Source organism: Arthrobacter cheniae, assembly GCF_003602275.1.
Lineage (GTDB): Bacteria > Actinomycetota > Actinomycetes > Actinomycetales > Micrococcaceae > Arthrobacter_D > Arthrobacter_D cheniae.
In genome coordinates, this window is the sequence record NZ_QZVT01000006.1 from 141,596 (window position 1) to 155,135 (window position 13,540).

At 66.6% G+C, this 13,540-nt stretch carries 12 protein-coding genes; 3 read left to right on the forward strand and 9 right to left on the reverse strand.

Features of this window, described 5'->3' with window-relative positions:
* Positions 1-26 precede the first annotated feature (26 nt).
* On the forward strand, positions 27-1,052 hold the full coding sequence (gene galE / locus D6T63_RS12615; RefSeq protein WP_120149398.1) for a UDP-glucose 4-epimerase GalE: 1,026 nt from the start codon (positions 27-29) through the stop codon (positions 1,050-1,052).
* 79 nt (positions 1,053-1,131) lie between these two features.
* Here galE and D6T63_RS12620 read toward each other — a convergent pair whose 3' ends face one another.
* From D6T63_RS12620 to fdxA, 3 genes are all read right to left on the reverse strand, one after another.
* Entirely contained in the window at positions 1,132-2,415 is a 1,284-nt protein-coding gene (locus tag D6T63_RS12620; RefSeq protein ID WP_120149399.1) for a citrate synthase, read from the reverse strand.
* Between the two features lie 165 nt (positions 2,416-2,580).
* On the reverse strand, positions 2,581-3,717 hold the full coding sequence (gene dapC / locus D6T63_RS12625) for a succinyldiaminopimelate transaminase (protein ID WP_120149400.1): 1,137 nt from the start codon (positions 3,715-3,717) through the stop codon (positions 2,581-2,583).
* An 18-nt stretch (positions 3,718-3,735) separates the two neighbouring features.
* A complete protein-coding gene (gene fdxA, locus D6T63_RS12630; RefSeq protein WP_120149401.1) occupies positions 3,736-4,083 on the reverse strand; it encodes a ferredoxin in 348 nt (115 codons plus the stop codon).
* A gap of 133 nt (positions 4,084-4,216) precedes the next feature.
* On the opposite strand from fdxA, the gene D6T63_RS12635 reads away from it, so the two are divergent.
* Together D6T63_RS12635 and D6T63_RS12640 are read left to right on the forward strand one after the other, a co-directional pair.
* Entirely contained in the window at positions 4,217-4,453 is a 237-nt protein-coding gene (locus D6T63_RS12635) for a putative acetyltransferase (protein WP_120149402.1), read from the forward strand.
* Positions 4,454-4,552: 99 nt separating this feature from the next.
* The gene (locus D6T63_RS12640; protein WP_120149546.1) at positions 4,553-5,047 is read left to right on the forward strand and encodes an ArsR/SmtB family transcription factor; all 495 of its coding nucleotides are present in this window, start codon (positions 4,553-4,555) and stop codon (positions 5,045-5,047) included.
* Between the two features lie 15 nt (positions 5,048-5,062).
* Here the strand turns inward: D6T63_RS12640 and D6T63_RS12645 are convergent, their stop codons facing one another.
* The 6 genes from D6T63_RS12645 to D6T63_RS12670 all read right to left on the reverse strand — a co-directional run bounded on the left by D6T63_RS12645 (position 5,063) and on the right by D6T63_RS12670 (position 13,214).
* Positions 5,063-5,641, reverse strand: coding sequence for a hypothetical protein (locus D6T63_RS12645; protein ID WP_120149403.1), 579 nt, complete (start codon positions 5,639-5,641; stop codon positions 5,063-5,065).
* Between the two features lie 13 nt (positions 5,642-5,654).
* Complete coding sequence (gene typA / locus D6T63_RS12650; RefSeq protein ID WP_120149404.1) at positions 5,655-7,571, reverse strand: translational GTPase TypA; 1,917 nt, start codon at positions 7,569-7,571, stop codon at positions 5,655-5,657.
* A gap of 216 nt (positions 7,572-7,787) precedes the next feature.
* Positions 7,788-9,503: a dipeptide ABC transporter ATP-binding protein gene (locus D6T63_RS12655; RefSeq protein WP_120149405.1), complete on the reverse strand. Its 1,716-nt coding sequence runs from the start codon at positions 9,501-9,503 to the stop codon at positions 7,788-7,790.
* Between the two features lie 8 nt (positions 9,504-9,511).
* The gene (locus tag D6T63_RS12660; protein WP_120149406.1) at positions 9,512-10,474 is read right to left on the reverse strand and encodes an ABC transporter permease; all 963 of its coding nucleotides are present in this window, start codon (positions 10,472-10,474) and stop codon (positions 9,512-9,514) included.
* Positions 10,475-10,514: 40 nt separating this feature from the next.
* Positions 10,515-11,441 carry an ABC transporter permease gene (locus D6T63_RS12665; RefSeq protein WP_120149407.1) on the reverse strand — a complete coding sequence of 309 codons (927 nt, stop codon included), beginning with the start codon at positions 11,439-11,441 and terminating at the stop codon, positions 10,515-10,517.
* 135 nt (positions 11,442-11,576) lie between these two features.
* Positions 11,577-13,214: a peptide ABC transporter substrate-binding protein gene (locus D6T63_RS12670; RefSeq protein WP_120149408.1), complete on the reverse strand. Its 1,638-nt coding sequence runs from the start codon at positions 13,212-13,214 to the stop codon at positions 11,577-11,579.
* Positions 13,215-13,540: the final 326 nt, after the last annotated feature.

Genomic DNA, 13,540 nt, shown 5'->3' on the forward strand with positions numbered 1-13,540 from the left:
GAAGGGCCCCCGCCTAGGATGGGACCATGAAGATCCTCGTTACCGGTGGCAGTGGCTACATCGGCTCCCATACCGTCCTCACCCTCCTCGACAGCGGCCATGACGTCGTCGTCGTCGACAACCTGCTGAACTCGACCGAGACGTCGCTGCAGCGCGTTGCGACACTCGCGGGCCGCACGCCGACGTTCCACAAGGCCGACCTCCTCGACGAGGCCCGGCTCCGGGAGATCTTCGCCGAGGAGAAGGTGGACGCCGTCATCCACTTCGCCGGCCTCAAGGCGGTCGGAGAATCCGTCGAGCAGCCGCTGTACTACTACCACAACAATGTCGGCGGCACCCTGAACCTGCTGCGCGTGATGGACGATGCCGATGTCCGCACCCTCGTCTTCAGCTCCTCCGCCACCGTCTACGGGGCGTCGGAGGAAGTCCCCCTCACGGAGAAGCTCCCGCTCGACGCCGTCAATCCCTACGGCCGCACAAAGGAACAGATCGAGGACATCCTGACCGACCTCGGAGCGGCGGATCCGCGCTGGAGCATCGCCCTGCTGCGCTACTTCAATCCCGTGGGCGCGCATTCCTCCGGCACCATCGGTGAGGATCCCACCGGCACCCCGAACAACCTCCTGCCCTTCGTGGCGCAGGTGGCCGTGGGCCGGCGCGAGAAGGTGATGGTGTTCGGCAACGACTACCCGACGCCGGACGGTACGGGCATCCGCGACTACATCCACGTCGTCGACCTCGCCGCAGGCCATCTCGCCGCGCTCGGCTACCTCGTCCGGCAGGGCGGGGTGCACACCTGGAACCTCGGAACCGGCAACGGCTCCTCCGTCCTCGAGGTCCTCGCCGCCTTCTCCGCGGCCGTCGGCCGGGACATCCCCTACGCATTCGCTCCCCGCCGGCCGGGTGACGCGGCCGTCAGCTACGCGGACCCGTCCTCGGCCCTCGCCGACCTCGGCTGGTCCGCGACCCGCACGCTCGCCGAGATGTGCGAGGATCACTGGCGCTGGCAGAAGCACAACCCGCAGGGGTACGCGACGGAGCAGAGCAGCTAGCACCCTCACGACGACGGCGGCCGCCCACCTGGGAAGGTGGGCGGCCGCCGTCGTTCGAGCACGGGAATCATCAGGATGATCAGCTGGCGGGGTAGTGACGTTCTCCCTCACCCGTGTATAGCTGGCGCGGACGGCCGATCTTCGTCTGCGGATCCTGCATCATCTCGCGCCACTGGGCGATCCAGCCCGGCAGCCGACCGATGGCGAACAGCACGGTGAACATCTTCTCCGGGAAGCCCATAGCCTTGTAGATGAGGCCCGTGTAGAAGTCCACGTTCGGGTACAGCTTCCGCTCGATGAAGTAATCATCGGCGAGCGCCTTCTCCTCGAGCCGCATCGCGATGTCGAGCAGTTCGTCGTTCCCACCGAGCTTGTTGAGGATGTCGTGGGCGGTGGCCTTGACGATCTTCGCGCGCGGGTCGTAGTTCTTGTAGACGCGGTGCCCGAAGCCCATGAGCTTCACGCCGTCTTCCTTGTTCTTGACCTTCTCCATGAAGTCCTCGGGCTGCATGCCCTTGGTCTGGATGTCGCGCAGCATGTTCAGCACGGCCTCGTTGGCGCCGCCGTGCAGTGGACCGAAGAGTGCATTGATACCGGCGGAGACGGACGCGAACATGTTCGCGTTGGAGCTGCCGACGAGACGGACGGTCGACGTCGAACAGTTCTGCTCGTGGTCCGCGTGCAGGATGAGCAGCAGGTCCAGGGCCTTGACCATCATCGGGTCGAGGTCGTAGGGCTCCGCAGGCAGGCCGAAGGACAGCCGCAGGAAGTTCTCCACGAGGTTCATGGAGTTGTCCGGGTAGAGCATCGGCTGGCCGATGGACTTCTTGTGGGCATAGGCCGCGATCACGGGCAGCTTGGCCATGAGGCGGAACGTCGACAGCTCCACCTGCTCGTCGTCGAACGGGTCGAGCGAGTCCTGGTAGAACGTGGACAGCGCCGAGACGGCCGAGGACAGCACGGGCATCGGGTGCGCGTCCCGGGGGAAGCCACCGAAGAAACCCTTGAGCTCCTCGTGCAGCAGCGTATGGCGGCGGATGCGCCCGTCGAACCCGGTGAGTTCCTCGGGAGTCGGCAGGTTCCCGTAGATGAGGAGGTAGGAGACCTCGAGGAAGCTGGAGTGCTTCGCCAGTTCCTCGATCGGGTACCCGCGGTAGCGCAGGATGCCGGCATCGCCGTCGATATAGGTGATCGCGGACGAGGTGGCCGCGGTGTTCATGAAGCCGGGATCATAGGTGACCTGGCCCGTCTGCTTCAGCAGCTTCGACACGTCGTAGCCGTTGTTGCCTTCGACAGCGGGCACCAGCGGCAGGCTGAGCTTCCCGCCGTCGTAATGCAGGGAGGCAGCTTTCTGCTCTGTCATTGATTCTCCTTCAGGAGCTGGAGCGAGGGTGTCACCACGAATCATCGCTACACAGGAGGACAGACGTCACTCCGGCGATCGCACATACAGCGTCAAACGCTACCGTCAGGCAGCCCTCCACCACTAATCCTGCTGACCCTCGCCGTGGAAGGAAACCAGCGCCCTTCAGCGGACTGCATGTGCAAGACGGCTGACGGCCGCCTCGATCCTCTCGTCGCTGCCCGTGAGTGCGACCCGGATGAAGCCCTCTCCGGCGTCACCGTAGAACACCCCGGGCCCGGCAAGGATCCCGAGATCCGCGAGCCAGCCGATCGTGTCCCAGGTCGGCCGCCCGTTCGACGCCCAGAGATACAGTCCTGCGGCCGAGCCTCGAATCGTGAAACCCGCAGCTTCGAGGGCCGGGATGAGCAGGGCACGACGACGGCGGTACAGGTCCTTCTGGTCCGCGACGTGTGCGTCGTCCCCGAGGGCCACGCGCATGGCTTCCTGCACCGGGTACGGGACGATCATCCCGGCGTGCTTGCGCGAGTTGACGAGACTGGCGATGATCGCAGGGTCTCCTGCCGTGAAGGCAGCACGGTAGCCGGCGAGGTTGGACTGCTTGCTCAGCGAGTAGACCGCGAGCAGGAGATGGTGCGAGCCTCCGCAGACCCGGGGGTCCAGGACGCTCGGGACCGGCCGTCCGCCCTGCGCGGGATCCCAGGAATCCCAGCCGAGCTCGCCGTAGCACTCATCCGATGCGACGACGGCGCCGAGCGCGCGGGCGTCGTCGACGATGCTGCGCAGGCCGTCGACGTCGAGCACGTCGCCCGTCGGGTTGCCCGGTGAGTTGATCCAGACCAGCTTCACCCTGCTGCGGACGTCCTCGGGGAGGTCTGCAAGGGAATCGGCGGGTACGGGCGTGGCTCCGGCGAGGTGGGCACCGATGTCGTAGGTGGGGTACGCGACCGTCGGGCGCACGACGACGTCGCCCTTCCCCAGGCCGAGCAGGAGGGGCATCCAGGCCACGAGTTCCTTGGACCCGACAGTCGGCAGGATGTCGTCCGGGTCCAGTCCGCCCACTCCCCTGCGGCGCGCGAACCAGTCACTGATCGCCCTGCGCAACGCGAGGGTACCGTGCGTCGTCGGGTAGCCGTGGGCGTCCGCGGCTGCGGCGAGCGCGTCCCGGATAAGAGTGGGCGTGGGATCGACGGGTGTGCCGATGGACAGGTTGACGATGCCGTCCGCGTGCCGGGCGGCAACCTCCTGATAAGGAGCCATCGCGTCCCACGGGTAGTCCGGCAGATGCAGGCCGAAGGACATCGGCTCCCCGGACGCCACCTAGGCGGGCTGGTTCTGGGGCGGGAGGGCCGCGATGATCGGGTGGTCGAAGCCCGTGTTGCCGACCTTCGCCGCTCCGCCGGGTGATCCGAGGGCCGGGCCGGTGGGGGCGGGCACGTCGAAGAACTCCACATTGGCCTTGTAGTACTCGGCCCACTGCTCGGGGGTGTCGTCCTCGTAGTAGATCGCCTCGACCGGGCACACGGGCTCGCACGCCCCGCAGTCCACGCACTCATCGGGGTGGATGTAGAGCGACCGTTCGCCCTCGTAGATGCAGTCGACAGGACACTCCTCGATACAGGCCTTGTCCTTGACATCCACGCACGGCTGCGCAATTACGTAGGTCACTTCCCACGCCTTTCCTTGGAACTGGGGTCGCTGACGCACCCTCGGTGCGGTCTCCAGCTTAACGCAACGGCCCACCCCAGCAGGACCGTCGGCCGGGCGGCCACCGGAAGCCCGGCGGGCCTACCCTTGATGGGTGCAGACCCCCGCCGACCTCCTCGCGTCCCTCCCCCTGACCACGAGGGTCGTGGTCCGTCGCCGTCTCGACGACGGTTACACGGACTCCCTCGGGAACCTGATCGCCCTCGATGCGACCACGTGCACGGTACGGACGCGCAGGGGCGACGACGTCGTCCTGCTCACCGAGATCACGGCTGCGAAGGCGGTCCCACCTGCGCCTCCGCGCCGTACTCCGCGCCGTTCCCCGCCCTAGGGCCGGCGCCCGAACGCTTCGCATCAGGCGTGGCCACCCTTGCCGTCACAGTGGTTGGGACCTGTCAATCAATCGGTCGTGCTCACGTACAATCGGGGGATGGACTTAGACGAGGACCTCCAGGCCCGCGGACGGGCGCTCAGCTCCCCTGTCCGGCTCCGCATCCTGCGCTTGTGCCTCCACAAGGCGAGGACCAACAAGGAGATCGCGGAGACGCTCGACCTGAACCCGGCAACAGCCCTCCACCACGTGCGGACCCTGCTGTCCACCGGCTTCCTCGCCGCCGAAGACGCCAGGACAGGCAATCGTGGCGCCAAGGAGATTCCCTACCGTGCCACCGGATTGTCCTGGCACAGCCGCATCCCCAATTCCGCGCCCGTCCTGGTCGAGACGTTCCTGCAGGAGATCGAGGGCCTGCAGCCGTCAGACATCGATGTGTGGCGCCTCGGCGTCCGGCTCAACGATGCGAACCGCGAGGAGATGATGGGCCGCATACGGGCCGTCTTCGAGGACTACGCCGGGCGTGGTCCCGATGAGGACGGGACGGCTACGTCGATCATGCTCGCGCACCATCTGGACCGCACGGCCGACTGATACAGGGTGGTCGACCTAGGTCCGCCGCGGACGCAGCAGGATGCTCCCGACCACCACGGCGCCGAGCGTCACCACGAGCACCCCGAACAGCCAGATGTTCCCGGCCAGGGCCGTTCCCGGGGCCGCTTCCGACGACCCGGTGAGGATGAGGGTCTTCGACGACGTCGAGAGCAGTGCCACGACGCCGTAGGCGACCGCCCCGGCCACGGCGGTGATGGTGACGTTCCGCGCCCATAGCCCGCACAGCAGGAACACGCTTCCGGCGAGCACCAGTGCAGCCAGGGCCCCGGCGGGAACGTCCGTAACTCCCACGTGCAGCAACTGGCCGTGCAGCAGGGTGCCCAGGATCGCCGCCGCGATACCTCCGGCCACGGCGGCGAGCACCGCCGCTGTGCGACCGGGCGCAGAGGCGCCGCGTGCGGTGTGATGGCCGCCCGGGACCTTACCTTCCAAATCGGGAGCAGCGTCACCCACCAGCTCCTGGGCGACGGCGGCACCCGCCGAAGCGCCGCCATTCCCGGAACCATCCGATGCCGGGAACGCCGAACGCCGGCCCTTCCCTGCAGGGAAGGTGCCGGCGGCGTCGTTTGCCACGGTGGTGCTGGCGTTACACGCGGGCGCGCGAACGGGAGGCGCGCATGCGCTCGTTCGCGTCCAGGATGACCTTGCGGATGCGGATGGTCTCCGGCGTGACCTCGACGCATTCGTCCTCGCGGGCGAACTCGAGGGATTCCTCGAGCGTCAGGTTGCGCGGCGGGGTCAGGTTCTCGAAGGTGTCGGAGGAGGCCGCACGCATATTGGTGAGCTTCTTCTCCTTCGTGATGTTGACCTCCATGTCGTCGGCGCGGGAGTTCTCGCCGACGATCATGCCCTCGTACACCTCGGAGGTGGCCTGCACGAAGAACGAGCCGCGCTCCTGCAGATTGATCATGGCGAACGGGGTCACGACACCGGCGCGGTCCGCGATCATCGAACCGTTGGTGCGGTACTCGATGTCACCGGCCCAGGGCTCGTAGCCCTCGGAGATCGATGCCGCGATGCCGGCACCGCGGGTGTCCGTCAGGAAGCGGGTGCGGAAACCGATCAAGCCTCGCGCGGGAACGATGAATTCCATGCGGACCCAGCCGGTACCGTGGTTGGCCATGTTGGTCATGCGGCCCTTGCGGGCGGCCATGAGCTGGGTGACGCCGCCGAGGTACTCCTCGGGCACGTCGATGGTCATGTGCTCCATGGGCTCGTGGAGCTTGCCGTCGATGGTCTTGGTGACCACCTGCGGCTTGCCGACCGTGAGCTCGAATCCTTCGCGGCGCATCTGCTCGACGAGGATGGCGAGGGCGAGCTCGCCGCGGCCCTGGACCTCCCAGGCGTCGGGGCGGGCGGTGGGAAGGACGCGGAGCGACACATTGCCGACCAGCTCCTTGTCGAGGCGGTCCTTGACCTGGCGCGCTGTGACCTTGGCGCCCTTGACCTTGCCCGCGAGCGGCGAGGTGTTGATACCGATGGTGACGGAGATCGCGGGGTCGTCGACGGTGATCAGGGGCAGGGGCTGGGGATTGTCGACGTCGGTCAGGGTCTCACCGATGGTGATGCCCTCGATACCGGCGACCGCGACGATCTCGCCGGGTCCGGCGGAATCGGTAGGAACACGGTCGAGCGCCCTCGTGGCGAGGAGCTCGGTGATCTTGACGGTCTTCAGCTCGCCGTTCTGGCGTGCCCAGGCGACGGTCTGGCCCTTGCGGAGGGTGCCGTTGAAGATGCGCAGGAGGGCGAGCCGGCCGAGGAACGGTGACGCATCCAAGTTGGTGACGTGAGCCTGAAGGACCCCGTTCGGGTTGTACCGGGGCGCCGGGATGTGATCGATGATCGTCTGGAACAGGGGCTCCAGGTTGTCGTTCGCGGGGATGGTGCCATCTTCGGGCTGCTCTATCGACGCGGCACCGGCGCGCGCTGCGGCGTAGACCACGGGCACGTTCAGGATCAGGTCCAGGTCGAGGTCGGGAACCTCGTCCGCGAGGTCCGAGGCGAGGCCCAGGAGCAGGTCCATCGACTCGCTGACGACCTCCTCGATGCGGGAGTCCGGGCGGTCGGTCTTGTTGACCAGCAGGATGACGGGGAGCTTGGCCGCGAGGGCCTTGCGGAGCACGAAGCGGGTCTGGGGCAGCGGGCCCTCGGACGCGTCGACGAGCAGCACGACGCCATCGACCATGGACAGGCCGCGCTCGACCTCACCACCGAAGTCGGCGTGGCCCGGGGTGTCGATGACGTTGATGGTGATGGTCTCGCCCTTGGCTGCGGGACCGTCGTAGAACACGGTGGTGTTCTTCGCGAGGATGGTAATGCCCTTCTCGCGCTCGAGGTCACCGGAGTCCATGACGCGGTCGGCTACATCGCCGTGAGCCGCGAACGAGTTGGTCTGCTTCAGCATGGCGTCGACCAGGGTGGTTTTTCCGTGGTCAACGTGAGCCACGATGGCTACGTTGCGGAGATCGCTGCGGACAGCGGTATTGCCTGTGGTTTCAGACATGCGTTATTACTCAATTCGGTATCTGCTGCGGGGAAAGTGGCGGCGGCTGCACTGCACGCCCTGTCTCCAGTCTAAACGTTGGATAAAAACAGACCTAATGCGACCTGTCGACGGCGCCCGGAATCCGCTGTGGGCGCACAACGACGGCGGCCCTCCGCGAGGTGGGCCGCCGTCGTCAGCTATGGGTTCACCGCCCGGATGAGGGACGGCCGCGCGTCAGGCGACCTCGGGCGGCAGGACGAGTCCCGCTCCGGGGATCGCTGCCAGCAGGGCCTGCGTATAGGCGGTTCCAGGGTTGTCGAACACCTCGTCGGTGGTCCCCTGCTCCACGAGCTTCCCCTTCTCCATGACGGCCACGTGGTCGGCGATCTGGCGGACCACCGCGAGGTCGTGCGTGATGAAGAGGTAGCTCAGACCGAGGTCGGACTGCAGGTCGGCGAGCAGGTTCAGGATCTGCGCCTGCACCAGCACATCGAGCGCCGAGACGGCCTCGTCGCAGATGACCACCTCCGGATCGAGGGCCAGGGCCCTGGCGATGGCCACCCGCTGCCGCTGGCCACCGGAGAGCTCGTTCGGGAAGCGCTGCATCGTGGCGGACGGCAGAGCCACCTGGTCGAGCAGCTCACGGACCTTCTTCTCGCGACTCCTCGCGTTGCCGATGCCGTGCACGCGCAACGGCTCCTCGATGGTCCGGTAGATGTTGTACATCGGATCCAGCGAGCCATAGGGGTCCTGGAAGATCGGTTGCACGCGGCGCCGGAAGTCGAACATCTCCTTCCGTCCGAGCGTGGTGATATCCACGCCGTCGAAGCGGATACTGCCCGACGTCGCGCCGTCCAGTCCGAGGACCAACTTCGCGACGGTCGACTTGCCCGAACCGGACTCGCCGACCACAGCGGTGGTGGTGCCGCGTGCGATCGAGAAGGACACTTTGTCCACGGCGGTGAAGTCGGTCGACCTGCCCCAGCTTCCGCGGATCTTGAAGACCTTGGTCAGGTCCTCGACCTCGATCACCGTGTCCAGGGACGCTGCCTTCACGACGGCAGGCGCCAGCAGGTCCCTCGTCTCGATGCCGGCCCTCTTCGCCGATTCGATGCGCCGTGACGCGATCGACGGCGCGGACGCCACGAGCTTCTGTGTGTACGGGTGGCGCGGGTTGGTCAACAGCTCGAGCGCAGGACCGGCCTCGACGACCTGGCCCTTGTACATGACGATCACCTTGTGGGCGCGCTCGGCGGCGAGCCCGAGGTCATGCGTGATGAGCAGGACGGCGGTGCCGAGCTCCTCCGTCATGGTGTCGAGGTGGTCCAGGATCTGCCGCTGCACGGTCACGTCGAGGGCCGATGTCGGCTCGTCGGCAATGAGCAGGCGGGGGCGGCAGGACAGGCCTATGGCGATCAGGGCGCGCTGGCGCATACCGCCCGAGAATTCGTGCGGGTACTGGTTGGCGCGGGACTCGGCGTCGGGCAGTCCCGCTTCCGAGAGCACCTTCGCCACGTCCTGGGTGCCGCTGGGCAGGCCGTTGGCCTTCAGTGTCTCCTTCACCTGGAATCCGATCTTCCACACCGGGTTCAGGTTGGACATCGGGTCCTGGGGCACCATGCCGATCGACGAACCGCGAAGCTCGACGATGCGCTTCTCCGAGGCGGAGGTGATGTCCTCGCCATCGAAGATGATGCTGCCGTTCGAGACGCGCCCGTTGGCGGGCAGCAGCCCGATGGCAGCCAGCGCGGTCGTCGACTTGCCCGAACCCGATTCACCCACGATCGCGACGGTCTCACCGGGCATCACCGTGAGATGTGCGTTCCGCACCGCCTCGACCTCCCCGTTCGACGTCGAGAAGGTGATGGCGAGGTCGCGGAGCTCCAGCAGCGGCGTCGGCAGGTCGGACGTGGCCGGCGTCGCCGAGGACCGGGTCGTGTCATCTCTCATGCTGCTGCTCATCGCTTACGCGCCTTCGGATCGAGAGCGTCACGCAGGGCATCGCCCAGCATGATGAAGCTCAGAACGGTGATCGACAGGGCGAGGCCCGGCCAGAAGATGGCCATCGGATTGCTGCGGAGCGACGGCTTCGCCGAGAAGATGTCGTTCCCCCAGGACATGACGTCCGGCGGCAGTCCGATCCCCAGGAACGACAGCGTCGACTCCGCCACGATGAAGGTGCCGAGGGAGATCGTCGCGATGACGATGACCGGTGCGAGCGCGTTCGGGATGACGTGCTTCACCAGGGCGCCCAGCGGCGACACCCCGAGTGATCGGGCGGCCGTCACGAAGTCCGCGTTGCGCACCTCCATGACGGCAGCCCGCGTGATGCGGGCTATCTGCGGCCAGCCGAACGTGACGAGGATGACCACCAGCGTCCACACGTTACGGTTCTGCTGGAAGACGGGGAGCTGCACGACGACGATCGCGCCGAGGATCAGCGGCAGCGCGAAGAAGATGTCACCCACCCGGGCGAGGATGGCATCGACCCAACCGCCGAAGAAGCCGGCGAGGGCACCGATGAGGCCGCCGATCAGGACGACGCCGATCGTCGCGAAGAGTCCGACGGTCAGTGATGACTGCGTGCCGTGGACCACGCGGGACAGGATGTCGCAGCCCTGCACCGTGAAGCCGAGCGGGTGCCCGGGGGCGGGCCCGCCGTCGGAGTTCGCGAGCAGGCAGTTCTCGTTGGGCGGCTCGTTCGTGAAGAGGCCCGGGAACAGCGCCACGAAGATGACCGCGAGGATCAGGACCGCGCTGATGATGAACAGCGGCTGGCGCCTCAGGCTGCGCCAGGCCTCGCTCCACAGGCTGCGGGGAGCGGCGTCGGACACCGTGCTGTCCGTGGCCCGCACGGGCGTCTCGTCGGGATCGGCGACGAAGTGCTCGATGGGGTAGGCGGACGTCTTGGTGCGGGCCATGGGGGTTGGCGCCTCGGTGGGGGCGGGTAGGGATGTTGGTTCAGGCATATCGAATCCTTGGGTCCAGCCACGCGTACAGGAGATCCACCAGCAGGTTCGCGAGGCAGAAGATGAGGATCAGGAACGTGACGATCGAGACGACCATCGGTCCGTCACCGTTGAGCACGGCCCGGTAGAGCGTGTTGCCCACCCCGTTGACGTTGAAGATCCCCTCGGTGACGATCGCGCCGCCCATGAGGGCACCGAGGTCGGCTCCGAGGAAGGTGACGACGGGGATCAGGGAGTTGCGGAGGACGTGCACGACGACGACACGCCTGCGGCTGAGGCCCTTGGCCGTCGCTGTGCGCACGTAGTCCGCGTTGACGTTCTCGATGATGCTCGTGCGGGTGAGGCGCAGCACGTAGGCGAAGGACACCAGTCCGAGGACCACGGCCGGCAGGAGCAGCTCCGAGAAGGTCGCATTCCCGCTGACGGTGGGGTTGGTCCACTGGAGCTTCACGCCGATCAGGAACTGCATCAGGAAGCCGAGCACGAAGATGGGTACGGCGATGACGACCAGGGACAGGACCAGGACCGACGAGTCGAAGATCTTCCCCTTGCGGAGGCCTGCGATCAGGCCGAAGACGATCCCGAAGAAGGCTTCTATGACGAGGGCCATGACGGCGAGCTTCGCCGTGGTCGGGAAGACCTCGGCGATGATCGTGGCGATGGGCCGCCCGGAGAAGTTGACGCCGAGATCGAAGGTGAGGACGCCCTTGAGGTAGAGCAGGTACTGGATCCAGAAGGGCTGGTCGAGGTTGTACTGCTCACGCAGTCCTGCGACGACGGCGGGAGTGCAGCCGCGCTCACCGCAGATGGCGGCGGTGGCATCACCGGGAAGGCTGAAGACGAGGAAGTACACCAGCAGGGTGGCGCCGAGGAAGACGGGGATCAGCTGCAGGAAGCGTCGGACGATGTACCAGACCATCAGCGCCTACCTCCCGGTGCTGCGGGCGTCCGGTCGGGACGCGAGTGGGGGTTGCTCATGAGGTGTTGGACCTTTTCGTTGGAGCACGGAAAAGGGGCCCGCCCTGTGCCGGGCGGGCCCCGCGACCGCTGGGGGTTACTTGCCGGTGATGGCGTAGTAGAGCGGAACGCCGTTCCAGCCGAACTCGACGTTGTCCACGTTGTTGCTCCAGCCGCCCTGGGCGACCTGGTACCACAGCGGGATGGCCGGGAGGTCCTCGAGGAGCTGCTCCTGGGCCTTGTTCATGGCCTCGTTGCCCTCCTCGACGGTGCTGGCAGCCAGTCCGTCGGTCAGTTCCTGATCGAACTCGGCATTGCTGTAGCGGGCATCGTTGGATCCCGCGCCTGTTGCGTAGATGGGTCCGAGGAAGTTGTACAGCGACGGGTAGTCCGCCTGCCACCCGGCACGCAGGGAACCCGTGAGGGTTTCCTCCGTGGCCTCGGTGCGGGCTTCCTTGAACGTCGCGTATGGCTTGCCCGCAACCTCGATGCCGAGGTCGTTCTTGATGTTGTTCACCACGGCCTCGACCCACGTCTTGTGGTCGCCCTTGTCGGCGTTGTAGCCGATGGTGAGGGGCTGCGACTCGTCGTACGGCGAGATTTCCTCGGCGTCCTCCCAGAGCTGCTTCGCCTTCTCCGGGTTGTACTCGAGGTTCTCGCTGCCCGGCAGGTCCTCGCTGTAGCCGTCGAGCACGGGTGCGGTGAAGTCCTTGGCGGGCGTGCGGCCGTTGTTGAAGATCACCGACGTGATCTCCTCGCGGTTGATCGCCATGGAGATCGCCTGGCGGCGGAGCTTGCCGGCCTCGCCGTCCCAGTTGGGGAGGTAATACGGGATCGCGATGGTCTGGTTGCCCGCGTACGGCGATTCGATGGAGCGCTCACCGAGGTCGTTCTTGAAGTTCTTGATATCGCTCGTGGGGATCGTCTTCAGGACGTCGAGGTTGTCCGAGATGAGGTCCTGGTAGGCGGTCGTGTCGTTCTGGTAGATCTTGAACGTCACGCCCGCGTTCTGCGCCGCCTGCGTGCCCTCGTACTCGTCGTTGGGGACGAGTTCGATCTGCTGGTTGTGCTGCCAGGCGCCCTCGGAGGCGAACTTGTACGGGCCGTTGCCGATCGGGTTCTCGCCGAAGGCGGCGGGATCCTGCAGTGCGGCAGCGGGCAGCGGGAAGAACGCGCTGTAGCCCAGGCGCAGCGGCCAGTCGGACTCGGGCTGAGCGAGCTTCACGGTGAACGTGCGGTCGTCGACGACGGTGAGGCCGCTCATGGTCTCCACGGTGGAGCCCTCGGCGCTGGCCTCGTCGTAGCCCTCGATGCTCTCGAAGAAGTAGCTCGAGAGCTGCGCGTTCTTCGCGGCGGCGCCGTAGTTCCAGGCATCGACGAACGAACTCGCGGTGACGGGGTCGCCGTTGGTGAAGGTCTTGCCTTCCTTCAGCGTGATCGTGTAGTTCTGCGCGTCCTCGGTTTCGATGGACTCGGCCATCTCGTTCTCGGGCTTGCCGTCTGCGTCGTAGCTGACGAGGCCCGCGAAGATGAGGTCGAGGATTGCCCCGCCGCCCACCTCGTTGGTGCTGGTGGGGATCAGCGGGTTCTGGGGCTCGGATCCGTCCACCACGATGACGGCGTCCGTGGTGCCGCCGCCCGTGCTGGATTCAGTGCTTCCGCCGCCGCATGCACTCAGCGACAGGACGGCGATGGCCGCGACGCTGAGCATTTTGGAATTGCGCGTAAAACGCATTCCGCCTCCTAGGTATTGGTCTTTCCGGCGCTGATGTGGCCGGTTCGGTTGCCCCGCGAATAGCGAGGGCCAACTCACACCGCAGAATCATATGCCCGATTTGTTGCTTCCCTGAACAACCGGTCGGCGGGTGCCCGCCCCGGGCGGGACTCCACGCGGGTCGACGCCCGTCTTTCCGCCCGCCAGCGATACCTCAGCGGCTTGATCACGCTTCAGTAACGACTGCTGGCCATCGGTCTTCAGCCCTGTACAGGGCGTGGAGGAGGCCCGGGGCAGCGGGTTCCTACCCTGTCCGCCGGACACGGAGAAGCCCGTCCTGCCGCGCA

Bases quoted from the DNA above. Each gene is read 5' to 3' on its own strand.
- D6T63_RS12665 (WP_120149407.1), bottom strand. From the start codon at position 11,441: ATGGTCTGGTACATCGTCCGACGCTTCCTGCAGCTGATCCCCGTCTTC.
- D6T63_RS12640 (WP_120149546.1), top strand. From the start codon at position 4,553: ATGGACTTAGACGAGGACCTCCAGGCCCGCGGACGGGCGCTCAGCTCC.
- D6T63_RS12655 (WP_120149405.1), bottom strand. From the start codon at position 9,503: ATGAGAGATGACACGACCCGGTCCTCGGCGACGCCGGCCACGTCCGAC.
- D6T63_RS12670 (WP_120149408.1), bottom strand. From the start codon at position 13,214: ATGCGTTTTACGCGCAATTCCAAAATGCTCAGCGTCGCGGCCATCGCC.
- dapC (WP_120149400.1), bottom strand. From the start codon at position 3,717: ATGTCCTTCGGCCTGCATCTGCCGGACTACCCGTGGGACGCGATGGCT.
- typA (WP_120149404.1), bottom strand. From the start codon at position 7,571: ATGTCTGAAACCACAGGCAATACCGCTGTCCGCAGCGATCTCCGCAAC.
- galE (WP_120149398.1), top strand. From the start codon at position 27: ATGAAGATCCTCGTTACCGGTGGCAGTGGCTACATCGGCTCCCATACC.
- D6T63_RS12620 (WP_120149399.1), bottom strand. From the start codon at position 2,415: ATGACAGAGCAGAAAGCTGCCTCCCTGCATTACGACGGCGGGAAGCTC.
- D6T63_RS12660 (WP_120149406.1), bottom strand. From the start codon at position 10,474: ATGGCCCGCACCAAGACGTCCGCCTACCCCATCGAGCACTTCGTCGCC.